Annotated in this window: 29 protein-coding genes; 10 read left to right on the top strand and 19 right to left on the bottom strand. The window is 32.8% G+C overall.

Going from position 1 to position 24,700, the window contains the following annotated elements:
- Positions 1-10 precede the first annotated feature (10 nt).
- The 5 genes from gloA2 to ACODSB_RS07495 form a co-directional block, all read right to left on the bottom strand.
- On the bottom strand, positions 11-400 hold the full coding sequence (gloA2, locus tag ACODSB_RS07515; protein WP_053473869.1) for an SMU1112c/YaeR family gloxylase I-like metalloprotein: 390 nt from the start codon (positions 398-400) through the stop codon (positions 11-13).
- A complete protein-coding gene (locus ACODSB_RS07510; RefSeq protein ID WP_488936579.1) occupies positions 400-975 on the bottom strand; it encodes a sugar O-acetyltransferase in 576 nt (191 codons plus the stop codon). Before ACODSB_RS07510 ends, gloA2 begins: the two co-directional genes overlap by 1 nt.
- Before the next feature lie 3 nt (positions 976-978).
- Positions 979-2,478, bottom strand: coding sequence for a hypothetical protein (locus tag ACODSB_RS07505; RefSeq protein ID WP_488936578.1), 1,500 nt, complete (start codon positions 2,476-2,478; stop codon positions 979-981).
- A gap of 6 nt (positions 2,479-2,484) precedes the next feature.
- Positions 2,485-2,943: a YciI family protein gene (locus ACODSB_RS07500; RefSeq protein ID WP_488936577.1), complete on the bottom strand. Its 459-nt coding sequence runs from the start codon at positions 2,941-2,943 to the stop codon at positions 2,485-2,487.
- Positions 2,944-3,106: 163 nt separating this feature from the next.
- Positions 3,107-3,565, bottom strand: coding sequence for a DinB family protein (locus ACODSB_RS07495; RefSeq protein ID WP_053473872.1), 459 nt, complete (start codon positions 3,563-3,565; stop codon positions 3,107-3,109).
- A gap of 139 nt (positions 3,566-3,704) precedes the next feature.
- On the opposite strand from ACODSB_RS07495, the gene ACODSB_RS07490 reads away from it, so the two are divergent.
- From ACODSB_RS07490 to ACODSB_RS07450, 9 genes are all read left to right on the top strand, one after another.
- On the top strand, positions 3,705-5,864 hold the full coding sequence (locus tag ACODSB_RS07490) for a TonB-dependent receptor (RefSeq protein ID WP_488936576.1): 2,160 nt from the start codon (positions 3,705-3,707) through the stop codon (positions 5,862-5,864).
- A gap of 319 nt (positions 5,865-6,183) precedes the next feature.
- On the top strand, positions 6,184-6,591 hold the full coding sequence (locus ACODSB_RS07485) for a DUF2141 domain-containing protein (RefSeq protein ID WP_180857990.1): 408 nt from the start codon (positions 6,184-6,186) through the stop codon (positions 6,589-6,591).
- 49 nt (positions 6,592-6,640) lie between these two features.
- Positions 6,641-7,261: a hypothetical protein gene (locus tag ACODSB_RS07480; protein WP_488936575.1), complete on the top strand. Its 621-nt coding sequence runs from the start codon at positions 6,641-6,643 to the stop codon at positions 7,259-7,261.
- A 19-nt stretch (positions 7,262-7,280) separates the two neighbouring features.
- The gene (locus ACODSB_RS07475; protein WP_488936574.1) at positions 7,281-8,621 is read left to right on the top strand and encodes a histidine kinase; all 1,341 of its coding nucleotides are present in this window, start codon (positions 7,281-7,283) and stop codon (positions 8,619-8,621) included.
- The gene (locus tag ACODSB_RS07470) at positions 8,621-8,926 is read left to right on the top strand and encodes a 2TM domain-containing protein (RefSeq protein WP_488936573.1); all 306 of its coding nucleotides are present in this window, start codon (positions 8,621-8,623) and stop codon (positions 8,924-8,926) included. Before ACODSB_RS07475 ends, ACODSB_RS07470 begins: the two co-directional genes overlap by 1 nt.
- Positions 8,926-9,255: a 2TM domain-containing protein gene (locus ACODSB_RS07465; protein WP_488936572.1), complete on the top strand. Its 330-nt coding sequence runs from the start codon at positions 8,926-8,928 to the stop codon at positions 9,253-9,255. Before ACODSB_RS07470 ends, ACODSB_RS07465 begins: the two co-directional genes overlap by 1 nt.
- A 2-nt stretch (positions 9,256-9,257) precedes the next feature.
- Complete coding sequence (locus ACODSB_RS07460; protein ID WP_235992041.1) at positions 9,258-9,563, top strand: 2TM domain-containing protein; 306 nt, start codon at positions 9,258-9,260, stop codon at positions 9,561-9,563.
- A gap of 19 nt (positions 9,564-9,582) precedes the next feature.
- Positions 9,583-9,951: a 2TM domain-containing protein gene (locus ACODSB_RS07455; protein ID WP_180857996.1), complete on the top strand. Its 369-nt coding sequence runs from the start codon at positions 9,583-9,585 to the stop codon at positions 9,949-9,951.
- Between the two features lie 39 nt (positions 9,952-9,990).
- Positions 9,991-10,758 carry a LytR/AlgR family response regulator transcription factor gene (locus ACODSB_RS07450; RefSeq protein WP_053473881.1) on the top strand — a complete coding sequence of 256 codons (768 nt, stop codon included), beginning with the start codon at positions 9,991-9,993 and terminating at the stop codon, positions 10,756-10,758.
- Positions 10,759-11,007: 249 nt separating this feature from the next.
- Here ACODSB_RS07450 and ACODSB_RS07445 read toward each other — a convergent pair whose 3' ends face one another.
- The 3 genes from ACODSB_RS07445 to ACODSB_RS07435 all read right to left on the bottom strand — a co-directional run bounded on the left by ACODSB_RS07445 (position 11,008) and on the right by ACODSB_RS07435 (position 13,825).
- Positions 11,008-12,033, bottom strand: coding sequence for a COX15/CtaA family protein (locus ACODSB_RS07445; RefSeq protein WP_488936571.1), 1,026 nt, complete (start codon positions 12,031-12,033; stop codon positions 11,008-11,010).
- Complete coding sequence (locus ACODSB_RS07440) at positions 12,030-12,179, bottom strand: hypothetical protein (RefSeq protein WP_488936570.1); 150 nt, start codon at positions 12,177-12,179, stop codon at positions 12,030-12,032. The genes ACODSB_RS07445 and ACODSB_RS07440 overlap by 4 nt, the downstream gene beginning before the upstream one ends.
- 215 nt (positions 12,180-12,394) lie before the next feature.
- The gene (locus ACODSB_RS07435; protein ID WP_053473884.1) at positions 12,395-13,825 is read right to left on the bottom strand and encodes a CCA tRNA nucleotidyltransferase; all 1,431 of its coding nucleotides are present in this window, start codon (positions 13,823-13,825) and stop codon (positions 12,395-12,397) included.
- Between the two features lie 532 nt (positions 13,826-14,357).
- On the opposite strand from ACODSB_RS07435, the gene yaaA reads away from it, so the two are divergent.
- A complete protein-coding gene (gene yaaA, locus ACODSB_RS07430) occupies positions 14,358-15,116 on the top strand; it encodes a peroxide stress protein YaaA (protein ID WP_488936569.1) in 759 nt (252 codons plus the stop codon).
- 207 nt (positions 15,117-15,323) lie between these two features.
- Here yaaA and ACODSB_RS07425 read toward each other — a convergent pair whose 3' ends face one another.
- The 11 genes from ACODSB_RS07425 to ACODSB_RS07375 all read right to left on the bottom strand — a co-directional run bounded on the left by ACODSB_RS07425 (position 15,324) and on the right by ACODSB_RS07375 (position 24,522).
- Positions 15,324-16,913 (bottom strand): MDR family MFS transporter, encoded by a 1,590-nt coding sequence (locus ACODSB_RS07425; protein ID WP_488936568.1) that lies wholly within the window; start codon positions 16,911-16,913, stop codon positions 15,324-15,326.
- A gap of 4 nt (positions 16,914-16,917) precedes the next feature.
- Positions 16,918-17,997, bottom strand: a complete 1,080-nt coding sequence (locus ACODSB_RS07420) for an HlyD family secretion protein (protein WP_256635719.1) — start codon at positions 17,995-17,997, stop codon at positions 16,918-16,920.
- A gap of 11 nt (positions 17,998-18,008) precedes the next feature.
- A complete protein-coding gene (locus tag ACODSB_RS07415; protein ID WP_488936567.1) occupies positions 18,009-19,328 on the bottom strand; it encodes a TolC family protein in 1,320 nt (439 codons plus the stop codon).
- Positions 19,318-19,947: a TetR/AcrR family transcriptional regulator gene (locus ACODSB_RS07410; RefSeq protein ID WP_180858006.1), complete on the bottom strand. Its 630-nt coding sequence runs from the start codon at positions 19,945-19,947 to the stop codon at positions 19,318-19,320. The genes ACODSB_RS07415 and ACODSB_RS07410 overlap by 11 nt, the downstream gene beginning before the upstream one ends.
- Positions 19,948-20,107: 160 nt before the next feature.
- Positions 20,108-20,425: a type II toxin-antitoxin system RelE/ParE family toxin gene (locus tag ACODSB_RS07405; RefSeq protein WP_053473890.1), complete on the bottom strand. Its 318-nt coding sequence runs from the start codon at positions 20,423-20,425 to the stop codon at positions 20,108-20,110.
- Positions 20,416-20,658 carry a hypothetical protein gene (locus tag ACODSB_RS07400; protein ID WP_053473891.1) on the bottom strand — a complete coding sequence of 81 codons (243 nt, stop codon included), beginning with the start codon at positions 20,656-20,658 and terminating at the stop codon, positions 20,416-20,418. Before ACODSB_RS07400 ends, ACODSB_RS07405 begins: the two co-directional genes overlap by 10 nt.
- Positions 20,659-20,703: 45 nt before the next feature.
- Complete coding sequence (gene trpA / locus ACODSB_RS07395; protein WP_488936566.1) at positions 20,704-21,465, bottom strand: tryptophan synthase subunit alpha; 762 nt, start codon at positions 21,463-21,465, stop codon at positions 20,704-20,706.
- 109 nt (positions 21,466-21,574) lie between these two features.
- Positions 21,575-22,312, bottom strand: coding sequence for a carbon-nitrogen hydrolase family protein (locus tag ACODSB_RS07390; protein WP_488936565.1), 738 nt, complete (start codon positions 22,310-22,312; stop codon positions 21,575-21,577).
- 8 nt (positions 22,313-22,320) lie between these two features.
- Complete coding sequence (locus ACODSB_RS07385) at positions 22,321-22,638, bottom strand: gamma-glutamylcyclotransferase family protein (RefSeq protein ID WP_488936564.1); 318 nt, start codon at positions 22,636-22,638, stop codon at positions 22,321-22,323.
- 57 nt (positions 22,639-22,695) lie between these two features.
- Positions 22,696-23,877: a tryptophan synthase subunit beta gene (trpB, locus tag ACODSB_RS07380; RefSeq protein WP_488936563.1), complete on the bottom strand. Its 1,182-nt coding sequence runs from the start codon at positions 23,875-23,877 to the stop codon at positions 22,696-22,698.
- 12 nt (positions 23,878-23,889) lie between these two features.
- Complete coding sequence (locus tag ACODSB_RS07375; protein WP_488936562.1) at positions 23,890-24,522, bottom strand: phosphoribosylanthranilate isomerase; 633 nt, start codon at positions 24,520-24,522, stop codon at positions 23,890-23,892.
- Positions 24,523-24,700: the final 178 nt, after the last annotated feature.

Genomic DNA, 24,700 nt, shown 5'->3' with positions numbered 1-24,700 from the left:
TGGCAAAAACTTATCTCTCATAAAACTCTATCGGAAGTAAATCAGGATCTGCAATAAAAGTAAAACGTTTTTCTGTCGTTTCATCAATTCTGATAGGCTCAGATTCTATGTTTTTTGAAGTCAAAAAAGCAACGGTTTCATTTAGATTAATGACTTCAAATGCCAAATGACGTAAGCCAACCGCTTCTGGTCTTGAAGGTCTTTTTGGCGGATCTGGAAATGAAAATAATTCAATTACATAAATTCCATTTAAAGCTAAATCTAATTTATACGACTGGCGCTCTTCTCTGTAGATTTCTCTGATAATTGTTAAACCTAAAATTTCAGTATAAAAGGTTTTTGATTTTTGATAATCAGAGCATAAAATGGCAATATGATGAACTTTATTTAGGGTAAGCATTATGATTTAGATTCAGGTTCTTGATTTAATTTTCGGATTACTTTTGCCGGATTCCCTACGGCTAATGAATTATTCGGAATGTCTTTTGTAACAACAGATCCAGCGCCAATAACACAGCCTTTTCCAATTGTAACGCCCGGACAAATAACAGAATTTCCACCAATCCAGCAATCGTCGCCAATGGTAACCGGATAAGCATTTTCCAGTGATTTTCGTAATTCAGCGTCAAGTGGATGCGATGCTGTATAAATTTGAACATTTGGTGCAATAAAAACATTTGAACCAATATTTACTGGCGCACAATCCAGAACAACACAATTCACATTAAAATAAACGTTTTCACCGCAGAAAATATTATAACCGTAATCACAATGAAAAGGAGGCTCGATGTAAAAACCAGCTCCAGTATTGGGAATCAATTCTTTTAAAATTTCTTTTGCTTTTTTGGTAACTCTGTATTCTTTTACATTTAAACTATGTAAGAGATTTTTTGCAGTTCTGCGGCCTTTTACTAATTCCGGGTCAAAAGCGTTGTAATATTCACCCGAAATCATTTTTTCTTTTTCAGTTTTCATATTTTATTGAATGTTATTCTTTTTTAGGATTTCATCAAGATTGTCACTTCCCCAGCCATCTGTCATATAGATGTTTCCCTTTCTTGTTTCGAGAATTCGCTTGTTGATAGCATCATTTTTAAAAGAAACTAATGTTTCTACAATTCTCAAATATACATATGGACTTTGTTCATTGTTTAATCTTTTAAAAAGAGGTTCAATAAAAATGTCATCTTTTAATTCCGAGATTTTTTTGCAATAAATTTCAAAATCAAAAAAATCGGCATTATCAATTTTTCCGATAATTATATTATAAGCTAAAGGTTTATCATTAAGAAGAATAAAATTTAGAATTGATTCTTTTAAATTTTCAGTAAAGATACCCTGACTTACATTAGGTATAGCTATTGTATTCTTAATCTGATAATTAGGTATAAGTTCTCTTTTACTCAATTCGTATGCTTTAGCAGGATCTAATTGTACAAGATACATAAAGCCATCTGTAGTAATGTGATTTTCTTCCTGCCATATTTTCCAAAATAAAGCATCATAAAGACTGCATTTATTAAGCCAGATTGCATCATAAATATAGATTGCATGATATAGTTTAATATTTTGGTCTTCGGCTTTTGCAAACGGAATACTTAGTAATTCCAAAGCTTTTTGATTTTTATATGCAGCTATTGCCTTGTAAAATTCTATCCACTCATTCTGATAAAAACCTTCTTTTAAAGTCAGATCTAAGTTTTTTTCTAAGAAAGGGAAGAATTTTGCATCAGGAAAATTTTGAATTGCTTTGTATGTATAAAAATTCCCGGTATTTTCATCTTTGTTTTTTAGAATAAGTTCTATGTCGCTTTCTTTTCTATACTTTGCCAGAGCGACTAAAGCATTTTGATTATGTTGTTTTATTACTAATTCTCTAACTGTTGGATATAAAATCTCATTTGGTTCAGCATTTTCAATGGCAAGATATTTCGAATCCAGATTATTCTCAGTATATATTAAAAGACTATCTAATTCTTTGACTTGTTTTTCACTTAATAATTTTTTACCCTCATTTCCATCTTCATCTTCATCTTCATAATTAGTGGTAAGCAACCTTATGTAAAAATCGCCCACTTTTTCGTCGTTGCCAAGACATCCAAATTGAGTGTAAACTATAGTGTCGTCACTTAAATGGTTTTTTGCTATTGAAAACAAATCAACATTTTTTAGATCTAGTAAAGCCCAAAAAGAGTAACATCTTACAACTCCGTTTGGGTAGTTGGTTAACGTGACTAATTCGTTTATTGAAGCATTCTTTTTTAACTCTAAAAAATTCTCAAATTGTTTTGGCATCATTCCGCTGGGACCCACAGCCGAACCCATTAAAAAATTAACTTTTGCTATTTTTTTTACAATTCGGTTTGTTTTGTCTGATATTTTTGATTCATCATAATCGTTGTTCGCGTAAGAGCTAACAGATAGAAGAAGAATTACAAGAGAAAAAAATAGAGTAGATTTTAAATTTATTTTATTCATCAAAGATTACATTTTCGTCTTAGCGATTTTCTCATGTATTTTTACAGTTTCCTGCAAAGCGGCGGTGCAGTACCAAGGCGTTAATTCGGCTTCGAGTAAATTGGCTTTTATCGCCGGATCTGTTGCTACAAGTGCTTTTGCTTCGTCAACAGTTTCTACGTTAAAAATATAAATACCTCTATAATTTCTGTCGTTTTTCATAAAAGGTCCGGCAACAACTAGTTTTCCTTCTTTTGCGAGTTTATTAATGTTTGCCATATGTCCTTCAAACAATTTTTTGGTTTCTTCTTTTGAAGCCGTTGTATTGGTTCCAGATTTTAAAAGACAGAAGACATACTTTTTCATTCCGTATTCATCGGCATTCAGGGATTTTGCCAAATTTTCATCGAATTTAACTTCGGTTTCTTGTGAAAATCCAATTGCATTCATCAATAAAAATGCGATCATAAAAAGTGAGTTTTTCATATGATATTTATTTAAAATGGCTCTCAATTTTGTCATTCCGAGGAGCGAGGAATCTTCACAAGTAGCTCGACAAGGATTGGCGATTTTGAGTATGGAGTTTCTTACGAAGATTCCTCGTTCCTCGGAATGACAAGATTGCCCAAAAACAAAATTTTGTTGTCTGCTATAGTAGTTTTTTCAAAATAACAATTTGACCTAAATGATAAACGTCATGCTGAATGATTCCGTGAATGTCTTCATAAAAATTATGATTATTATTTTGATCTATTTTCTCAAAATCCGCATCATTAAAATTACTCAAACAATCATTCCACATTTCCTGAGATTTTGCCAGACTTTGCAGCGATTGTTCCCAGGCCGGCTCTGATGAATCTAAAATGGGTACAAAATAATTATGATCGGGAGTTGTGATTATTTCTCCCTGAACACGTTTTAATATGTTTCTTCTCCATTGTATTAGGTGATTGACAATTTCCCAAATTGTATTTAAATTAGGGTTGATTTTTTTATAAGCCTGAGCTGCAGTTACATCTTTTAGAGTATCTGCTAAGGTAACTTCAAGCCACGGATTTCCATTATAAATGGATTGATACAAATTCGAAACTCTTTTACTTTCTGACATGATTAACGATGTTTTTCAATTTCTAGCTAAGATACAAATTAGTATTTTACAACTCATCCTTAAAATTCTACAATTGGGTTATTATATATTTTTTAACAGGAAATGTTAAAATACATTTGCCTCATCAAAAACCAATATCATGAAAACCAGAATTACTTTTATTTTATTATTACTAAGCACTTTTACTTTTGCACAAAATGTTATCTCAGGAAAAGTTTTGGACCAAAAAGGAAAACCAGTTGCCGGAGCGAATATTTATATAGACGGAACTTATGACGGAGCAACAAGTTCTGAAACTGGAGATTTCTCTTTTGAAACTTCTGCAGCAGGAAATCAGTTTTTAGTAGTAAGCTTTTTACTTTTCGAAACTTTCAAAAAAGAAATAGATGTTGCCAACTTTAAAGATCAAACGGTAAAACTAAGAGAAAATGTAAATGCTCTTGATGCCGTTGTCATTACAGCCGGAACTTTAGAATCTGGAGATAAAGCAAGAGTTTCGGTTTTAAAACCTTTAGATATTGTAACAACAGCAGGTTCTGCCGGAAATATTATTGCCGCTTTGCAGACTTTGCCGGGAACACAAAGTGTGGGCGAGGACGGACGTTTGTTTGTACGTGGTGGAGAAGCGAGTGAAACTCAGACTTTTGTTGACGGAATCCGCGTGGCACAGCCGTACGGGGCAACAACTAATAATTTACCAACAAGAAGCCGTTTTTCTCCTTTTTTATTCAGCGGAATTGCTTTTTCTACAGGAGGTTATTCTGCAGAATATGGTGAAGCTTTATCGAGTGTTTTACTTTTAAATACGCAGGACGAACCAGATCATAATAAAACAGATATTGGTTTAATGACGGTTGGTTTGAGTTTAGGAAATACTCAAAAATGGACAAAAAGTTCGTTAAGCGTAAATATGGCTTATATTAATTTAGCGCCTTATCAGGCTGTAATTCCACAAAATGTGGACTGGAATAATCCGTATCAATCTCTTGGTGGTGAAACAGTTTACCGATATAATTTCACAAACGGAATCTTTAAATTATATGCTGCTTTTGATTCTGAAAAATTCGATTTGAATCAGAAAAACATCAATTTCGAAAATCCTATCAGAACAGATTTAAACAATAATAATTTTTATTTAAACTCTTCTTATAAAGGAACTTTTGGAACAGGATGGCAGTTAACTTCTGGAATTAGTTACGGTTACAGCAAAAACAAAACAAAATACGATATCAACGATATTAATACAGATGAAAATGCAGCACAGTTGAAATTGAAACTTGGAAAGAAAGTTTCAAACTATTTCAAATTGTCTTTTGGAGCGGATTATTTCATTACCAAATTCAATGAAAATTTTGATGACAATGTTTCTATTGATGTTAAAAACGGATATGATTCTAACATTTTTGCCGCTTATACAGAAGCAGATATTTTATTCTCTAAAAAACTGGCAATGAAAGTTGGTTTAAGATATTCGAACAATAGTTTATTAAATGAAAACAATATTGCACCAAGAGCTTCATTGGCTTACAAAGTTTCAAAAAGCAGCCAGTTTTCATTTGCTTACGGAGACTTTTCTCAAACGCCTGTTGTAGATTATATTAAGTATTCAAAATACCATCAGTTTGAAAGCGAAAAAGCGCAGCATTATATTTTAAATTATCAGTTTACACAGCCGGGACAAACTTTTAGAGCCGAAGCTTATTATAAAGATTACACCAATTTAGTACAATACGATACAAGAGATATTCAGTACAATTCGGTTTTCAATAATAGCGGAAAAGGATATGCAAAAGGATTGGATTTATTTTGGAGAGACAGCAATTTGTATAAAAACTTAGAATATTGGATATCCTATTCTTATATCGATTCTGAAAGACAATACAAGAATTTCCCAACAATGGCAACGCCAAGTTTTATTGCAAATCACACCTTATCTGTAGTAACCAAATACTTTATTACAGACTGGAAATCACAAATTGGATTTACAAATAGTTACAGTTCAGGACGTCCGTACAACGATCCAAACCAAACACAATTTATGAATGGAAAAACTAAATCATATAATAGTTTGAGTTTTAACTGGGCGTATTTATTAACGACACAAAAAATCCTTTATTTCTCAGTTTCAAATCTTTTAGGAACACAGAATATTTTTGGATACGATTACGCAAAATTACCAGATCCAAACGGAGTGTATAACAGACAAGCAATTACACCAACAGCAGACAGATTTTTCTTCGTAGGTTTCTTCTGGACGATCAGTCAGAATAAGAGCGAGAATCAGTTGAAGAATCTTTAAAAGATGCTAAGTTGCTAAGATTCTGAGATGCTAAGATTTTAGAAACTGAAAAAAAACTTAGAACCATTAAAAAGAAACAATTCAGCACCAAAAATCAACAACTCAGTATTATTTAATTTTAAAAGAGTAAAATCAGATATACTTTTGAAGTATAAAATAATAAGTATTTAAGTTGCTAAGCTTCTAAGGCACTAAGAAAAAACTTAGTCACTTAGCAACTCAGAATCTTAGAGCCTTAAAAAAAAAGAGTTTTAATCATCAACAAAAAAACTTAGAATCTCAGTCACTTAGAATCTTAGAAACTTTAAAAAAAAGAACCATGACCAAAATTATTACACTAATCACGTTATTTATCTGCAGCTTAATGTCTGCTCAAAATGTAAAATTAACTGTTGCTGTTTCAGGTATAAAAAACAATACAGGAATTGTAAAAGTAGGTTTGTACAACTCAGACGGTACATTTCTAAAAACGACGTACAAAAGCCTTTCTTCTGAAATTAAAAATAATGAAGCGGTTGTGACATTTGACAATCTTCCGGCAGGAGAATACGCAATTTCAACATATCACGATGAAAACAATAACGGTAAGCTTGATAGAAACGCAATGGGAATTCCGTCTGAAGATTATGCAGCTTCAAACAATGCTAAAGGATTTATGGGGCCGCCTGCCTATAAAGATGCTAAATTTGTTATAGCAAAAGATTCAAAAATTGAAATTGTATTATAAATTAGTAACTAAAAAACAAATCAAAATAACCATTTAAATTATTTATAAAATGAAAAAAAGCATCACTTTAATCGCATTATTTGTTGTAATAATAAGCTCTGCTCAAACTCAATTTGAACAAGGAATGACTAAAGCTTTCGCACTTTGGAAAGAAGGCAAAACTACAGAAGCTTCGGCATTATTTGAAAGAATTGCTTCTGCTGATAAAACCAGTTATCTGCCAAATTATTATATTGCTTTAATGAATGCAACAGCGGTTTTTACTGAAAAGGATAAAACAAAAATTGATCTTCTTTTAACTAAAGCGCAAGATGCATTAGATGTAGAATTTATAAAAGATCAAAACAATGCTGAACTTTATGCTTTGCAAGCTTTAATTTATACAGGATATGTTGTGGCTGACCCAATGACAAACGGAATGAAATATTCGGCTAAAGTAATGGAAGCTTACGCAAAAGGAAAAGCGATCGACCCAAACAACCCAAGAATTGTTTTTGGTGAAGCTGATTACCAAATAGGAGGTGCAAAATGGACAGGAGTTGATACAAAACCACTTTGTGCTCAGGTTGATAAAGCTATAGAACTTTTTGCTACTTTTAAACCAGAAACTCCTTTTTCTCCTAAATGGGGATTAGACAGAGCTTTGGAAACTCAAAAAAATTGTAAATAATTTATAAAAAAATAAAAGAATGACCTTAAAACCAAATCTATTAAAAGCGTTTTTAATTGGCGGAGTAGTATTTTTATTTTCCTTCCTGATTCGCTTTGCATCATTTGGAACTGCAGTTTTTACCAAAGATTTGTACATCTATTTTTTGTACTGCATGTTGTACAGCGTTGTTTTGTACGTGGTAAATGCTTCTCTATTTGTGTATTTAGATAAGGTTTTTGAAGGAGCAAACAGATTTTCTGCCAGAAGAATTTTTATAGGGTTTATAAGTTCATTTTTCATTTCACTTTTCGTCATTTTTGTACTGCGCATTTTTACGCAGGTTGTTATAGAAAGACGCCCGTTATTAAGCTTTTTGGCAAATGAAGATCCGGCAAATTACATAGAATCTTCGGTCATTACTTTTATCGTTTTGCTGATATTTCACGCATTACATTTTTACAAATTATATCAGGAAAATAAGGTTATACAGCAAAAGATAATTGCGGGAACGGCAAACGCCAAATTCGAAAGTTTAAAAAATCAAATCGACCCGCATTTTCTTTTTAACAGCTTAAATGTTCTTAGTTCTTTAATTGAAGAAAATCCGGATAACGCACAGCGGTTCACCACTTCTTTATCTAAAATTTACAGATATGTTTTAGAACAAAAAGATAAAGAACTGGTTTCTGTAGAAGATGAATTATCATTTGCAAAAACCTATATGAACCTGTTGAAAATGCGTTTTGAAAACAGTTTGTTTTATGAATTGCCAGCAGGAAATATAAATCCGGATGCCAAAGTGGTTCCGCTTTCGTTACAGCTTTTACTCGAAAACACAGTAAAACATAATGTTGTAAGCGAACAGAAACCATTACACATTAGAATTTTTATTGACAAAGATTATTTGGTTATCCAAAATGATCTTCAGAAAAAAGAAGTTCTGCAAGACAGGCAAGGCGTTGGATTGCAGAATATTGTAAACCGTTACGGAATTATAACCGACAGAAAAGTGCTGATTGAGCAGGATGAAAAGAACTTCTCGGTTAAGATTCCAATTTTAACTAAACAAATTGCAGTTATGGACATTAGTACAGAATATAATGACGAAGCAAAAGCGTATTACAGAGCTAAAAAGAGAGTAGAAGAGTTGAAAGGATTTTACGGAAATGTAATTTCATATTTATGTGTCATTCCGTTTTTAGTTTTCATCAATTTAAAATTTTCACCAGGATTTCAATGGTTTTGGTTCTCGGCTTTAGGATGGGGATTTGGAGTTGCCATGCATGCTTTTAAAGTTTTTGGTTACAGCTCTGATTGGGAAGAACGAAAAATCAGAGAGATTTTAGAGAAAGAAAATAATCAAAAAACCTGGAAATAATGATGGAAAAGAATTATGCCGAAGGTGAAAGATATTATCAGGCTCAAAAAAGAGTAAAAGAACTAAGAGAATTTTATGAACATCTCACAGTATATGTACTTGTAAACCCAATTGTAATTGTGGTTAATCTTATGACTTCGCCGGGATATTTATGGTTTATATGGTGTTTAATGGGATGGGGAATAGGAGTTGTTTTACACGGATTAAAGGTTTTTAACCTTCCGCCTTTTTTTAATAAAAAATGGGAGGAAAGAAAAATCAGGGAAATTTTAGAGAAAGAACGCAATCAAAAAACTTGGGAATAATGGAAACAAATTCTAATAATAGTTCAGAAGAAAATGTTTTGAAAGAGCTGGCAAGTAAAAAAGTGCTGAAACTAAAATCATTTTACAAACACACTTTTCTGTATGCCGCTGCAATGATTCTTTATGTATTGAAAGAATATACAGAATTGCCATTAAACTTCTTTCCGTTACATTTTTTAAACGGAGTTGTAGTAATTATTTGGTCTGCAGTATATGTAGGTTCCGCAATTGATATGTTTGTTTCTTTCAAAATATTCGGCAAGGAATGGGAAGAAAGAAAATTGAGAAGCCTTTTAGAAAAGAAAAATAGAACACAAAAATGGGAGTAATCATGGAAATGAATTTTAATGAAGATGATAAATACTTTTTAGCAAAAAAGAAAGTAGAAAGTATTAAAGGATTTTACGGAAATCTTGTTGCTTATATTTTAGTAAACGCAATTTTGATTTTCATTAATCTATATACTTCACCAAAATATTTATGGTTTTTCTGGCCGTTAATGTGGTGGGGAATTGGAGTTGTTTTTCATGGATTAAAGGTTTTTGAAGTATTTCCGGTTTTAGGAAAAGACTGGGAAGAAAGAAAAATCAAAGAGTTTATGGAAAAGGAAAAAGAGAATAAAAATAAATGGAAATAATTTTAAAGAAATAAATATTATGGGACGTTTTAGAAGACGCATGTACGAAGAATATGCACACGAATTCAGCACAGACGAAAATTATAATAATGCTTATAGAAAAGTTAAAAGGTTAAAAGGTTTTTACTCGCATTTAAGAGTTTATCTTATTGTGAATGTAATCATTATAATCGCAAATTTAAACCGGGATATTTTTAGCGAAAATATTCATGAAAGCGGATTAATGGACTGGCAGACTTATTCAACAGCATTTTTCTGGGGAATTGGTTTATTGGCGCACGCAATGTCTGTTTTTGGACGTGATCTTTTCTTTAGCGACGATTGGGAGCAAAAGAAAATCCAAAAATATATGGAGAAAGAAGCCGCGAATACAAATAAATGGGAGTAACTTTGAAATACTATTTTTTCTAAATTTTGTATATAGTAAATGATCACATTAATTATAGAAGACGAAAAACCAGCGGCAAGATTGCTGCAAAGAAAACTTGAAAAGTTAGACGTTACCGTAGAAACGATGCTTCATTCGGTTGAAGAATCAGTTCATTGGTTTAGCAATAACCAGCATCCGGATTTAATTTTTCTGGATATACAATTATCAGATGGATTGTCGTTTGAAATTTTTGAAAAAATAGATATTAAAAGCGCTATCATTTTTACTACAGCTTATGATGAATATGCATTAAAAGCGTTTAAACTAAATAGCATAGATTATCTTCTAAAACCAATTGATGAAGATGATCTCGAAGCAGCGGTTTCAAAATTTAAATCCCGACTTCCAAAAACAGCTTCTGAAACTTCAAACGTGCAGCTTGATTTTGAACAGATTCGCCAAATGCTGTCAAATCCTTTTGAAAAAACATACAAAAAGAGATTCACAGTTAAAATTGGTCAGCATTTAAAAGTAATTACTACTGAAGAAATTGAATGTTTTTTTAGTGAAAACAAAGGAACATACATTCATACTTATGACAATCGAAATTATTTAATCGATTCGACTTTAGAGATTCTGGAGCAGGAATTAGACAAAAAGGATTTCTTTCGCGTAAGCAGAAAATTTATTGTCCCGCTTCAGGCAATTAAAGAAATTCAGGTATATACGAATTCACGTTTAAAAGTAATTTTACCAACTTATAAGGAAGATGAGGTTATTGTAAGCCGTGAAAAAGTGCAGGATTTTAAAACCTGGCTGGGGTAAAATGAATTTGTTTAAATGATGAACACATATGTTTCTACGGAACGTATGTGTTCATCATTATCATTTCTGACGGATTGAAATCCGTCTCTACAATATGAATCGTTCCTTCGGAACTTTTATGATCTATGATTGTCATTTTATCGGAATTTTTTAAATTATCCCAATAAAGAGCCAGAGGCTCGATTATATTGTAGGGCCGGATTTCAATCCGGTTAACGAAACGTAAATTTTTTATTTTAATTCAAAACATTATTTGCTCAATCTGTGCAATGTATATGTCATGGCACTCAAAAGGAAAAATGCCATAATTTGGTGAATTAATCCTAAAGCCAAAGGCACGCTGTATAATAATGTAAAAACACCAAGAAGGAATTGTATAAAAACAAAAACTATCAAAGTATTGATTCCGTTTGATTGTGTATTCGTAAGCGTATATTTTTTGCTTTTGAAGAAAAGAAAAAGGATAATTGCAACCACAACATAAGCAAAAGTTCTGTGTACAAACTGAACGCCGCTTTTTCCTTCAATTAAATTTTTAATCAAACTAGACTGCTCAATAAAAACCGATTCATGAATAAATTCTCCATCGCTCATTAAAGGCCAGTGATTGTGAATTAATCCTGCGTTTAATCCGGCAACAAATCCACCATAAATAATCTGGATCAATAAAGCGACTAAAGCATATCTGGCGATTTTTCGAAGCGGTAATATTTTATTGATGTTTCTTTCAGGATAAATCAAATCCAGCGCCACCCAAAGCGTATATGCAAAAGTTATAAAAGCAAAAGTTAAGTGTAAGGAAAGTCTAAAATGACTCACATCCGGATTGTCAATTAATCCGCTTCGAACCATAAACCATCCCAAAAAACCTTGAAAAGCACCCATTGCCAAAAGAACAATACATTTTTTAATTGTTGGTGTATCTAATTTTTTTCTGATTAAGAAATAAACAAAAGGAACAAAGAAAACCAATCCAATTATACGACCGATGAAACGGTGAAACCATTCCCAGAAATAAATGAATTTATAATCTGCTAATTGAAAATCGTTGTGAATATTGATTTTTTGGTACTCTGGAAATTTTTTATATTCATCAAAAGCAGCCTGCCATTTTGCATCAGTTAATGGCGGAAATGTGTCGGTAACCAAATGCCAGTCCGTCATTGATAAACCTGAATTGGTCAAACGTGTGATTCCGCCCACGACAACCATTAAAAATAATAAAACACAACCTGATAGTAACCAAATGATTACTGATTTATTCTCTTTTTTCATTCTTTTCCGATTAATTCGATTTCGTTTGTCTTTTTTGTTTTGGAAATTCTTTTTAAGTAGAATTTCGCGATTAATATATTTGCCATATAAGCAAGAGGAAATACTGATGCAGCATACATAATTCTTAAATGACTGTTATGATCCATTTTTAAGACCAGTATTTCAAAGTAAGAACTCATTAATATTCTCATAATGACAGCTATAATTGCAAAGAGTAAAATAAGGGTTATGAAAAAATAGAGTAAACTATGTATGATGGGTTTTCCTTTAACATTTTTAAGTTTTTTAAAAAATATATAATTTGGGTAGGCAATTGTTATTACAAGTAAACCCCAATAAATATAAACTCCAACATCCATTACTATTTCTTAAGAGTTAAATTTAACTTCGCAGCTCTTTTAATCACAAAATCATACGCAGCCTGATATTCATTTGGAATATCACCTTCTAAAATAGCTTCTTTTACAGCTTCTTTTAAAACTCCAATTTCGCGAGAAGGTTTCAAATCAAACATTTCCATAATTTCTTCTCCTGAAATTGGTGGTTGAAAATTACGAACATGATCTCGTTCTTCAACTTCAACAATTTTCTTGCGAACAATTTCAAAGTTTTTATGATATTTCTTAAACTTCGCTGGGTTTTTGGTTGTAATATCAGCTTCACATAAAGTCATTAAATCCTCTACATCTTCACCCGCATCAAAAACTAAACGACGAACTGCGCTGTCGGTTACAATATCTTGTGCCAAAACAATTGGTCGTGAACTCATAATAACCATTTTTTGCACAAATTTCATTTTGTGATTCAATGGCATGTGTAAACGTTCGAATATCTTTTTCGCCATTTTTCCACCCAAAAATTCATGTCCGTGAAAAGTCCAGCCTTGTTTTTTGTTGAAACGTTTTGTTGGAGCTTTTCCAATATCGTGCAATAAAGCTGACCAGCGTAACCAAACATCATCTGTATTTGGACAAATGTTATCAACGACTTCAAGTGTATGGTAAAAGTTGTTTTTATGTGTATGACCTTCAATTTCTTCCACCTGATTTAAAGCTGTTAATTCAGGTAAGATTAAATCTAAAAGTCCGGTTTTATATAAAAGTAAAAATCCGGTTGACGGTTTTGGTGTAGAAAGAATTTTGTTTAATTCGTCTACAATTCTTTCTCCCGAAATAATCTTGATGCGATCTGCATTTTTGGTAATCGCATTCAAAGAATTTTCTTCAATTTCGAAATTCAACTGCGTGGCAAAACGAATAGCACGAAGCATTCGCAGCGGATCATCAGAATAAGTAATATCCGGATCTAAAGGCGTTTTGATGGTTTTACTTTCTAAATGCGCCAATCCATTAAACGGATCTAAAAGATCTCCGAAGTTGTTTTTATTTAAAGATAAAGCCAAAGCGTTAATCGTAAAATCACGACGATTTTGGTCATCCTGAAGCGTTCCGTTTTCTACAATCGGATTTCGGCTGTCGAAATTATAAGATTCTTTTCGGGCACCAACAAATTCAATATCGGTATCTTCAAAACGAAGCATCGCTGTTCCATAAGTTTTAAAAACCTGAACTTTTGGTTTATTTGGAAGTAAGTCTGAAACTTTAAGCGCTAATTCGATGCCGCTTCCAACTGCTACAACGTCGATGTCTTTTTTAGAACCTCGGTTTAAAAGCAAATCACGAACGAAACCTCCTATCACATAAGAGTCTACATTTAATTCCTGAGAAGCTTTCGAAATAATATCGAAGATTTTGTTTTGTAAAGCAGTTTTATAATTTGTTTGTATAGCCACGAATTCACTAATTTTTGAATAAAGATGATTTCAATTTTCGAAGAAATGAAATGCATGCAAATTTACAACATAGAAAATCCCTATTATAATCTATCGCTCACTTTTTTAAACAATTTCACATTTTGACAGGGTGATTTTTATGAATTGAGAAAGGGCTGCCACGAATTACACGAATTTTCACGAATTATTTTTTTTTCTGCCACAGATTAAAAGGATTAAAAAGATCTGTGGAAATCTTTTTAATCTGTAGCAAAAATCTTCGCAATCTATATGAAAGAATAATTCGTGAAAATTCGTGTAATTCGTGGCAGAAAAATATAGCCACAGATTAAAGGATTAAAAGAATTAAAAAAAATCTGTGGAAATCTTTTTAATCTGTGGCAAAAATCTTCGCAATCTATGTGAAAGAATAATTCGTGAAAATTAGTGTAATTCGTGGCAGAAAAAATTATACAACAATAAAACAAATCAATTGCAATAACATATTTTTAAAAATTCAATTTGTATTTTTGAGTCATATAAAAATGCACAAATGAAAATTGTTATATCGCCGGCGAAATCACTGAATTTCGAAAAAGAATTACCTACTGCTCAACATACTGAACCTTCATTTTTAAAAGAAGCGCGTCAAGTTCATAAAATACTAAAAGGAAAAAAGCCAGCTGAATTATCCCATTTAATGTCAATTTCAGACAAACTTGCTGACTTAAACTGGAAACGAAACCAAGACTGGAAAACACCATTTACGGTTGAAAATGCCCGTCCGGCAGTTTATACTTTTGATGGCGATGTTTATACAGGTTTAGATGCTTATTCAATTCCGTTAGAAAAATTAGATGTTCTTCAAAATAAACTTAGAATTTTATCTGGACTTTACGGTGTTTTAAAACCGCTGGATTTAATGCAGGCGTACCGTTTAGAAATGGGAACAAAATTACCTGTTGGAGAATATAAAAATCTGCATGAATTTTGGAAACCTGTTGTTACAAAAGCTTTAAATAAAGAATTGACAAAAGGGGAATTATTCGTGAATTTAGCCAGTAACGAATATTTTTCGGCAGTTGATATAAAAGCTTTAAAAGTTCCTGTAATTACTCCGGATTTTAAAGATTACAAAGACGGAAAATTAAAAATGATCAGCTTCTTTGCAAAAAAAGCGAGAGGTATGATGGTGCGTTATATTATTGATACAAATGCTGAAACTATTGATGACTTAAAAGGTTTTAATTACGAAGGTTATCATTTTGATGCAAATCTTTCAAAAGGAAATCATTTGGTTTTTACAAGATGATTTTTAAGATGCTAAGGTTCTGAGTTGCTAAGATTCTAAGATTTTTACCGCAAGGTTCGCAAAGTTTTTACACAAAGCTTTGTGAACTTTACATTTTTAAAACATCTTAGAGATAAATTCTTTGCGCTCTTTGCGGTTAAATTAAAAAAATAAACGCCGAATTCTAAATTGAATTCGGCGTTTCTGCGTATTATAAAATTATTATTATTAGTGCATTGCGTCGGCTGCGCTAATCTTGTTCTTCCCTTTTTTGATAAAGAGAATAATCGGTATACAACATAAAAACATAATTCCCAAGTACATGAAAATATCCATGTAAGCTAAAACAGTACTTTGTTTTAAGACTGAATATTCTATTCCCTGATAAGCTTTTTTAAGTGCAACATCTGCGCTATATCCTTTAGACATAAACGCTCTTTGCATTCCTGCGATACGCTGTTGAACATCATATCTTGCAGGATCTAAATTGTTGATTAAATCAACTCTGTGTTCCTGACTAAAACGTGTAATGAAAGTGGTGATAATTGCAATACCAAATGAACCTCCTAATTGACGCATCATTCCGGTAAAAGCCGCTCCTTCACCAATTTGTTTTCCTTTTAAAGTTGAAAGCGAAAGTGTTGTAATTGGAACGAAAAGTAATCCAAGACCAATTCCTCTTAAAATTAAAGGCCAATACATATGTTCTACACCAGTGTCTGGCGTCATACGAGTCTGCATCATGAAGGTGAAGAAGAAGAAGACTAAAAATCCAACTCCAACCATATAACCTTGAGGAACACCTTTTTGAATCATATTTCCAACAAATGGCATCATAATCGCCGTTGTAATAGATCCCGGAATTAATAATAATCCGGCATCAGTTGCCGTCCATCCTAAAATCGACTGCGTATAAATCGGGATAATTAACGTCGAACCATATAATCCGAAACCCAGAATGAAACACATTACAGTTCCAATTCTTAAATTTCCATCTTTTAAAACGCTTAAGTTTACAATTGGATGTTTGTAAGTCAGCTCTCTCCAAATAAAAAGAACCAATCCTAAAATAGTCACAACACTTAAAGTTACAATAAGAGAATCGTTAAACCAGTCATCCTGCTGTCCGTGTTCAAGAACGAATTGTAAAGAACCAATAAAGGCGCTCAACAAGAAAATTCCCCACCAGTCAACCTGATTTGCTTTTAATTTCTCTCCATATTTCGGACTTCTCACGAAAGTTAAAGCCAAAATAGTAGCGATAATTCCAAGCGGAATATTGATGTAAAAGATATAAGGCCAAGAATAATTATCTACTAAATATCCTCCCAAAGGCGGACCCAAAGTTGGACCTACAATTACACCCATTCCGTAAATTGCCTGTGCCATACCACGTTTTGCAACCGGATAACTCTCTGTAATAATCGTTTGGGCTGTTACAAGTAACGCTCCACCACCCATACCTTGTACGAATCGGAAGGCTACAAGTTCCCAAATATTACTGGCATTTCCACACAAAAAGGAACAGACGGTAAATATTATGATAGAAGCCACAAAATAATTACGTCTTCCAAATTGCTGTGATAACCAGCTCGTCATCGGAATTACAATAACATTCGCAATTGCGTATGCTGTAATAACCCACGCCACATCGGTCAAGGTAGCACCAAGACTTCCGCGCATGTCTGTTAGAGCTACGTTTACAATCGTCGTATCTACAATTTCCAGCAATGCACAAAGTACTGCCGTAATGGTAATAATAACGCGTCGGTAACCGTATTCTACTAAATCGTCGTCTGCTTGTACTGCTGCTGCCATTTATTTATTTTAAATGTACGTCTACGTCAACATTCATTCCCGGTCTTAAAAGTTTTACTTTTTCAGGATCGTTTGCTTGATCTAAACTAATTTTTACTGGTAATCTCTGAATTGTTTTTACGAAGTTTCCTGTAGCATTATCAGGAGGTAATAATGAAAAACGTGATCCTGTTGCTGGAGAAAATGAAGTTACAGTACCTTTAAACTCATAGTTAGGATAAGCATCAACTTTTAAACTTACTTTTTGCCCCACAACCATTTTGTTTAATTGTGTTTCTTTAAAATTAGCTACAACCCAAGCTTCAGTATTGTTGATGATGTAGAATAAAGATTGTCCCGGCTGAACTAATTGTCCTGGCTGAATATCAACTTTAGAAACCTGACCATCAATAGCCGCTGTAACTACTGTATAGCTTAAGTTTAAGTGCGCAACATCAAGCATTGTTTTTGCTTTTTTGATGTTTGCTGCTGCAACCTCAGTTTGTTTATCAGAAACTTTAGATTTTGACTGAATAACCGATTTTTGGTAAGAAGTCGCTCTTTGTTGTTGTTCTAAAACACGTACTTGATTTTCAGCTTCATCTTTTGCAGTTTGAGCTTGTTCAAATTGTTGTTTTGTAATTGTATGTGTTTTATATAAATTGCTGTAACGGTTAAAATCGTTTGTAAGCTGTCTCAATCTAATTTTAGCACTTTCGATAGAACCACCTGCAGATCTCATTTGAGCGTCTGAAACAGAGATGCTTGCATAAGCACTTCCGATATCAGCTTTTGCAGCTTCGTATTGACCTTCAGCTCCTAATAATGCAGCATTTGCTTCATCGATTTTTAACTGATAATCTCTTTTATCGATAGTAAATAAAGTATCTCCTTTTTTTACATAGTCATTATCTTTCACATATACTTTGCTGATATATCCTGATACTCTCGGAATAATTGGGTTCATTTTTTTCTCAATTTGAGCATCATCCGTTTCTTCGTGTGCCAATGAGTGTAAGTATTTTGATATTCCGTAAGTTCCTCCCACTAAAACCAAAACGGTTAGTATGATGATGAATTTTTTATTTGTCTTTTTCTTTTCCATGAGAGCTTCGATTATATTTTAGAAAGATTGAATGATTGTGATAATTGTCCTGATACTGAAAGTAATTCGTAATATTTTTGGATGATGGTTGCTTTTGCTACAGCAGTATTGATTTTTGCGCTTAACTGCTCAACATCAGCTTCAACAAGATCATTGGTATCTGCAAGACCATTGTCGAATTTATCTTTTACAAGTCTGTAATTTTCAGTAGCTTGTTGAAATGCTTCATCATAAACCACACTTTGATTGATCGCTAAGTCATAATCTTCAATAGATTTTTGAACTTCAACTTTAATGCGGTCCGTCATAATAGCTTCCGTGTTTTTTACTTCAAGAGCTTTACTTTCTGCTTCTTTTACGTGTGCGCTGTTTTTCAGAATTCCAGATAAATCATAAGATAAACCTAAACCAAAATTCATAGCATATTTTACCGTAATAATGTCTTTAAGATCTAAAGCAGTATAACCTCCAAGTAATGAAATTGTTGGATAATATCCTGCTTTTGCAATCTTAACATTAGCCTCTGAAGCTTTTTGCTGTAAACGAATAGCCTCTAAATCTTTTCTGCTTTCGAGTGCCAAAGCATCAGATGTTGGAGCACCAGTTGTTTTTAAGTTGAAGAAATCATCTTCATTAACCTGAATCTTTACAGATGGCTCTAATTTAAGCAATGTTGTTAAATAAAAGTTGATGTTATTGATGTTGTTATTCGCTTCATCAATAGATAATTGCGTTTTTGAAACCAGTAATTGTGCTTTCAATAAATCATTTCTTGGAATGATTCCGTTTTTCTCTAATTCGATAAAATCAGTAACACGCTGTTTAGCACTTTTTTGATTTTCTGTTAAAACATCTAAAGTTTTTTGTGCTTTATATAATGCAGTGTAGTAAGTAATTACTCTTAATGCAACATCTTCTTTTGTTTTAGCGGCAGTAATGCTTTCCGCTTCATATAAGCTTTCATAAGCGTCAATACTATTCTGGATTTTAAATCCAGCAAAAATTGGTAAGCTTAAATTAGCCATTCCAAGCATTGCACGATCCGGAGAAGCTAAAGAAGCACTTTCTCCTTGGTTTGGTAAATCGATCGAAGCTTTTGTTAATCGCTGATACTGACCTGAAATTTTTAAATCTGGATATTGGTTATTCTTAACCGTTTGTAATTCATATTTCTTTGAGTTTACCTTAGTGTTGGCAAGCGTAACTTCGTTACTCTTTTCCCAGGCCATTTTTACGGCTTCATCTAAAGTTAAACTTGTTTTTTCTTGTGCTTCTATTGAAGAAATTCCTATAAAGAAAACCCCAAAGAGCATTAATTGACTAATTTTCATAAACAAGTAGCGCTTTTATAGTTTGTTGAATGTGCTTTGTAAGACTGTTTTTAATGTAATCGTTGTATAACGTTTCTGTTTTTAGATTTAAGAGTTCTTCAAAAAATGATTTGTTCATATGGAAATGAAAAAAAGTGCCCATAATCGTTGGTGTAATCAACGGAATTATGACATCTTTTCTAAAAATCCCTTTTGACTGGCCTTCTTTGATAATCATTTCCAAAGATTTTAGATTTCCCTTTTTCAGCTCTGTAAAAGCGGCAAGACTTTCTTCTCTTTTTTTAGAATTAAGTTCGAAGTGTAAAACTCTGAAAATCCCTCTGTTACAATTAATTCGATTGATATAAATTTCGACTAATTTATTGACTTTATCAAGAGGATGAAGATCTTCGTGTTGTAAACTTTCGATTTGCAGTTTTAAATCGGCTGTTTTGTGAATGATTAAAGATTCCAGTAATTTATCTTTTGAACCGAAATAATACGAAACCATGGCAATATTGATTTTTGCATGTTTTGAAATATCCCGTATAGACGTCCCCTCAAATCCTTTCTCAGAAAATAGCTTTTCAGCAACATTAAGAATCTGAATTTTTTTATCGTTTAGTTCGATGTGTGACATGGTATTGTTTCTAATCGGATACAAAATTAAACACTTGTTTAATTTAAACACTTGTTTAATTTTGTTTTAACATAATATTAACATAAAACGGTTTCGATAATTTTGGGCAAAAAAAAACTGAAACACTTAGTATTTCAGCTTTTTGAAAATGATTATGAAATTATTTTCCTAATTTAAGTTTATCAGGATTTTGTCTTGTGTCGAAAATGTTTGAGATGAAAACGGTGTTTCGAGTTTCATCAATCCAATATATTATTTTGTAATTTTTAAAAATTAAATACCTGAAGTCTTGAATTCTGTCTGATAAAAGTTCTTCTTTTTGCCCGCCAAATGCATTGAATTCTAAAGTTAGTGAAGAATCAATTATACCATTTATAAGTACTTGAGCAATTCTAATACCAGCTTTGAATTTGTAGTATTCAAAAATATCTTCAAGTTTATTTTCTGCAAATTGAGTCCAATAAACCGTTAATCCCATTTTTGAATTCTGGATTTTAGATCTTTAGCAGAAACAATTCTTCCTTGAAAAGCGTCATTAATTGATTGATCAATTTCATTGTTAAATTGATCAATATTCATTGGTTTCATTTCAGAATCTAATAATTCTACTTTTTTTTCATGAAGTAAATTTTCTAATCCAGTAACAATCTCTTCATTTTCAAGTCTCAGGAATTCCTGAACAAATGATATTTTACGAGCTTCTAAATCCATTTTGTTTTATTTTATTCAAAGATAAGTAATTATACAGATTAAATTCTATCGAATCTCTCCAACAAATTCCTCAATTTTCCCACTTCCGTTTTCACTCAAATGCTTGATAAAAGCACTTCCAATAATAGCGCCTTTTGCATATTTAGTGGCTTGATTAAAAGTTTCTTTATTTGAAATTCCAAAACCAACAATTTGTGGATTTTTTAAGTTTAAGTTTGAAATTCTCTCGAAATAACTTTCCTGAACATTTCCAAAACCAGACTGAGATCCCGTAACACTTGCAGAACTTACCATATAAATAAATCCGTTTGAAACGCTGTCGATAAAACGAATACGTTCATCTGAAGTTTGAGGCGTAATCAGAAACACATTTATTAAACCATATTTTTCGAAAATTGCTTTGTATTCTTCTGCATAAACATCAACTGGAAGATCTGGAATAATTAATCCGTCGATTCCAATTTCAGCACATTTTTGACAAAAAGCTTCAACGCCGTATTGTAACATCGGATTAAAATATCCCATAATAATCAACGGAATTTTTACGCTTTCGCGGATGTTTTTCAGCTGATCGAAAAGAATTTGAGTTGTCATTCCGTTATGAAGCGCCTGTGTTGAACTCGCCTGAATTGTTGGTCCGTCTGCCAAAGGATCACTAAACGGAAGTCCAATTTCGATTAAATCAACACCGTTTTTTTCTAAATCCTGAATAATCTGCACCGTATCATTTAAGTTAGGATATCCAGCAGAAAAATAGATCGAAAGTATCTTTTTATCTTCTTGTAATTTTTGAGTTATTCTGTTCATCTTTAATATCTTTTTTCTCCTGCAAGGTTTTTAAAACCTTGTAGGTGTTTATATTTTTAAGTAATTTATTTATACCTACAAGGTTTTAAAAACCTTGCAGGAGTCTTTGCTAGTCAATAATGATTTGAGTTGTCCAATTATTATTATGGTTTTCGACTAATAATAATCCGGAATCTGAATCATTCATCTGACCAATTAATTCTCCTTTATTATTCCAAAAAGCACTTTGACCTGCCGAAGGAGATCCCCAGGATTCACCACTGAAATTCGACATCAAAACATTCATTTGATGTTTCTCGGCATAATTTTGCAAGTTTCTATAAGCATTCGGAATTCCGTTTGGTGAAAAGAAAATGCTGGCAATATAAATATCAGTTTCTCTATTTTTTGCATTTTCCGGATGCAGCGGATTATCAATATCAGCACAAATAGCAAATGAAATCTTTTGATTTTCAATTGAAATAATCGGATTGTTATCAAAAGAAGATTGAAAATAGTCATCTTCGCCTTCGTGTAAAAACTGCTTCGTATAAATGGAAACCGAATTATCCGGAGAAATTACAAATTCACCAATAAACAAATTGGAGTCAATTTCAATAGGGGCTCCGGCGATAATTATAATATTATTTTCTACACCTAATTTTTGCAAATACTCCAAACGCGAATCGTTTTTTTGGAAAGCTAATTTTTGTGTATGTTCTCTTTCATAGCCTGTAATAGACATTTCAGGAAATACAATTAATTGTGCTTTATTTTTTACGGCCAATTCGATAAGACGATAATGAGCTGATAAATTGGCATCGATATCTCCTCGGGTTGGTTTTGTTTGCGCGGCTGCTAGAATCATGTTAATTATTAATTTTCTGTATAAATCCAAGCCTGTATTCCAGACTTTAATCTTACCTGAACTCTTTTATACGAGTTCGATTCAAATATATCTACTTTAGCCAGATCTGTATTTGAAATTGTAAAAACAACCCCATATATAATATCTGAAAGATCATCGCTGGGAACCGCTACTACATAATCAGCCATTCCAAATTCTTCTTCTATTTGAAGGCTTTTTAGTTTGTATCCAAGAAGCTGGTCTGCAGTGCCCGTTAATACTTTATTGAAGATCTGCATTTGAATTTGTTTTGATCGTAATGTTCCGTAAGAGAATAACTTTTCCATATCTAATTTTTTCTCGTTATTTGTTTGCGTTAGCGAATGCCCAAATTACGATTTTTATTACAATTTAAAATAGTCAATATAATTATCTAAATCTTTATCACCACGGCCGGAAAGACTAATAACGACAACATCTGTAGGTTTAAATTTCTTTTGATCTAAAACTGCAAATGCGTGTGCACTTTCAATCGCCGGAATAATTCCTTCTAATTTTGTCAATTGCAAACCAGCATTCATAGCATCATCATCGGTTACAGAGAAAAATTCGCCACGTCCCGTTTGTGCCAAATGCGCGTGCAAAGGTCCAACTCCAGGATAATCTAATCCGGCAGAAATTGAATATGGTTCTGTAATTTGTCCGTCTGGTGTTTGCATTAAAAGCGTTTTACAACCGTGAATAACGCCCACTTTTCCTAATTTACTTGTTGCTGCGCTATGCCCGCTGTCAACACCTTTTCCGGCAGCTTCAACAGCAATAATTCCAACTTCTGGTTCGTGTAAAAAGTGATAATACGTTCCTGCTGCGTTACTTCCGCCACCAATACAAGCAACCACATAATCGGGATTTTCACGTCCTTCTTTTTCTTTTAACTGCCATTTTATTTCTTCTGAAATAATACTCTGAAAACGTGTTACCATATCAGGATAAGGATGAGGTCCAATCGCCGATCCGATAATATAATGTGTGTCAACCGGATTATTGATCCAATCGCGAATCGCTTCGTTTGTAGCATCTTTTAAAGTTCGTGAACCCGAAAGTGCAGGCCGAACTTCTGCGCCTAACATTTTCATACGAGTTACGTTTGGAGCCTGACGTGCGATGTCAATTTCGCCCATATAAACGATACATTCAATTCCCATTAAAGCGCATACTGTTGCTGTTGCCACACCATGTTGACCCGCTCCGGTTTCGGCAATAATTCTTTTTTTACCTAAACGTTTTGCTAATAAAATCTGCCCGATTGTGTTGTTGACTTTGTGCGCTCCAGTGTGATTTAAATCTTCTCTTTTTAGATAGACTTTGGTGTTGTATTTTTCAGATAAACGTTTTGCAAAATACAACGGACTCGGGCGTCCTACATAATCTTTCAGCAATTGATTGAACTCAGCTTTAAAATCTGGTTCATCCATTATGCTTAGGTATTTTTGGCGTAATTCTTCTACATTTGGATACAGCATTTCAGGAATGTAAGCTCCTCCAAATTCTCCGTAATATCCTTTTTCGTTGACGTTAAAACTCATTTTGTTTAAAGTTTAAAAGTTGGCAACATCAAATTTGCGTTTGAAATTGCTAAATAAATTTCTGTTTTTCAGCCCTGGTTCGATTTCAAATTTACTATTTACATCGATAGCATAAATAGGTAAATTGCTTTTTGAAATTTCTTCAATGGCTTTTAATTCGTTAATTCCGATTCCGCCGCTCAAAAAGAAGGGTTTATCCGAATTGTATTTTTTTAATATCGTCCAGTCGAATGTTGTTCCGTTTCCGCCCGGTAGTTTTCCTTTTGTGTCAAATAGAAAATAATCACAGACTGGTTCGAAAGGTTTTATCACTTCAAAATCAAAGTTTTCATCAGCAGAAAATGCTTTTATGATTTCGATTTTTTTTGACAAATTATTTTTTAGTTCCGATACAAATTCAACGGTTTCATTTCCGTGTAACTGAACGGCTTGTAAATTGTATTTTGTTACTTTTTCCAGAATTTCTTCCTGACTTTGATTTACAAAAACGCCCACTTTTTTAATTGTTTTTATAAGTTCAGGAATGGTTCCGTTAAAATATCGCGCGGATTTTTCCCAGAAAATAAATCCCATATAATCGGGTAGGAGCGCTCCTACTTCGAGAATGTTTTCGGGATATTTCATACCGCATATTTTGAGTTTCATTTCGTTGTGGTTTTTTAACGCAAAGAGCGCTAAGTTTTTTTTCTTTTGTATTGTGTTTAAAATGCGAAAAAGTTCGCAAAGATTTGTGTTTGTTTTTTGCCACGAAGGCACTAAGCCACAATGGTTTTATTTTCTGCCACGAATTTCACTAATTCAATTCGTGCTAATTTGTGTAATT

The sequence above is a fragment of the Flavobacterium sp. FG68 genome (assembly GCF_057808895.1).
This window is presented reverse-complemented; position numbering and strand designations above follow the sequence as displayed.

Excerpts from the sequence above, each read along its gene's own strand:
- gloA2 (WP_053473869.1), bottom strand. The coding sequence starts at position 400 with ATGCTTACCCTAAATAAAGTTCATCATATTGCCATTTTATGCTCTGAT.
- ACODSB_RS07510 (WP_488936579.1), bottom strand. The coding sequence starts at position 975 with ATGAAAACTGAAAAAGAAAAAATGATTTCGGGTGAATATTACAACGCT.
- ACODSB_RS07505 (WP_488936578.1), bottom strand. The coding sequence starts at position 2,478 with ATGAATAAAATAAATTTAAAATCTACTCTATTTTTTTCTCTTGTAATT.
- ACODSB_RS07500 (WP_488936577.1), bottom strand. The coding sequence starts at position 2,943 with ATGAAAAACTCACTTTTTATGATCGCATTTTTATTGATGAATGCAATT.
- ACODSB_RS07495 (WP_053473872.1), bottom strand. The coding sequence starts at position 3,565 with ATGTCAGAAAGTAAAAGAGTTTCGAATTTGTATCAATCCATTTATAAT.
- ACODSB_RS07490 (WP_488936576.1), top strand. The coding sequence starts at position 3,705 with ATGAAAACCAGAATTACTTTTATTTTATTATTACTAAGCACTTTTACT.
- ACODSB_RS07485 (WP_180857990.1), top strand. The coding sequence starts at position 6,184 with ATGACCAAAATTATTACACTAATCACGTTATTTATCTGCAGCTTAATG.
- ACODSB_RS07480 (WP_488936575.1), top strand. The coding sequence starts at position 6,641 with ATGAAAAAAAGCATCACTTTAATCGCATTATTTGTTGTAATAATAAGC.
- ACODSB_RS07475 (WP_488936574.1), top strand. The coding sequence starts at position 7,281 with ATGACCTTAAAACCAAATCTATTAAAAGCGTTTTTAATTGGCGGAGTA.
- ACODSB_RS07470 (WP_488936573.1), top strand. The coding sequence starts at position 8,621 with ATGATGGAAAAGAATTATGCCGAAGGTGAAAGATATTATCAGGCTCAA.
- ACODSB_RS07465 (WP_488936572.1), top strand. The coding sequence starts at position 8,926 with ATGGAAACAAATTCTAATAATAGTTCAGAAGAAAATGTTTTGAAAGAG.
- ACODSB_RS07460 (WP_235992041.1), top strand. The coding sequence starts at position 9,258 with ATGGAAATGAATTTTAATGAAGATGATAAATACTTTTTAGCAAAAAAG.
- ACODSB_RS07455 (WP_180857996.1), top strand. The coding sequence starts at position 9,583 with ATGGGACGTTTTAGAAGACGCATGTACGAAGAATATGCACACGAATTC.
- ACODSB_RS07450 (WP_053473881.1), top strand. The coding sequence starts at position 9,991 with ATGATCACATTAATTATAGAAGACGAAAAACCAGCGGCAAGATTGCTG.
- ACODSB_RS07445 (WP_488936571.1), bottom strand. The coding sequence starts at position 12,033 with ATGAAAAAAGAGAATAAATCAGTAATCATTTGGTTACTATCAGGTTGT.
- ACODSB_RS07440 (WP_488936570.1), bottom strand. The coding sequence starts at position 12,179 with ATGGATCATAACAGTCATTTAAGAATTATGTATGCTGCATCAGTATTT.
- yaaA (WP_488936569.1), top strand. The coding sequence starts at position 14,358 with ATGAAAATTGTTATATCGCCGGCGAAATCACTGAATTTCGAAAAAGAA.
- ACODSB_RS07425 (WP_488936568.1), bottom strand. The coding sequence starts at position 16,913 with ATGGCAGCAGCAGTACAAGCAGACGACGATTTAGTAGAATACGGTTAC.
- ACODSB_RS07420 (WP_256635719.1), bottom strand. The coding sequence starts at position 17,997 with ATGGAAAAGAAAAAGACAAATAAAAAATTCATCATCATACTAACCGTT.
- ACODSB_RS07415 (WP_488936567.1), bottom strand. The coding sequence starts at position 19,328 with ATGAAAATTAGTCAATTAATGCTCTTTGGGGTTTTCTTTATAGGAATT.
- ACODSB_RS07410 (WP_180858006.1), bottom strand. The coding sequence starts at position 19,947 with ATGTCACACATCGAACTAAACGATAAAAAAATTCAGATTCTTAATGTT.
- ACODSB_RS07405 (WP_053473890.1), bottom strand. The coding sequence starts at position 20,425 with ATGGGATTAACGGTTTATTGGACTCAATTTGCAGAAAATAAACTTGAA.
- ACODSB_RS07400 (WP_053473891.1), bottom strand. The coding sequence starts at position 20,658 with ATGGATTTAGAAGCTCGTAAAATATCATTTGTTCAGGAATTCCTGAGA.
- trpA (WP_488936566.1), bottom strand. The coding sequence starts at position 21,465 with ATGAACAGAATAACTCAAAAATTACAAGAAGATAAAAAGATACTTTCG.
- ACODSB_RS07390 (WP_488936565.1), bottom strand. The coding sequence starts at position 22,312 with ATGATTCTAGCAGCCGCGCAAACAAAACCAACCCGAGGAGATATCGAT.
- ACODSB_RS07385 (WP_488936564.1), bottom strand. The coding sequence starts at position 22,638 with ATGGAAAAGTTATTCTCTTACGGAACATTACGATCAAAACAAATTCAA.
- trpB (WP_488936563.1), bottom strand. The coding sequence starts at position 23,877 with ATGAGTTTTAACGTCAACGAAAAAGGATATTACGGAGAATTTGGAGGA.
- ACODSB_RS07375 (WP_488936562.1), bottom strand. The coding sequence starts at position 24,522 with ATGAAACTCAAAATATGCGGTATGAAATATCCCGAAAACATTCTCGAA.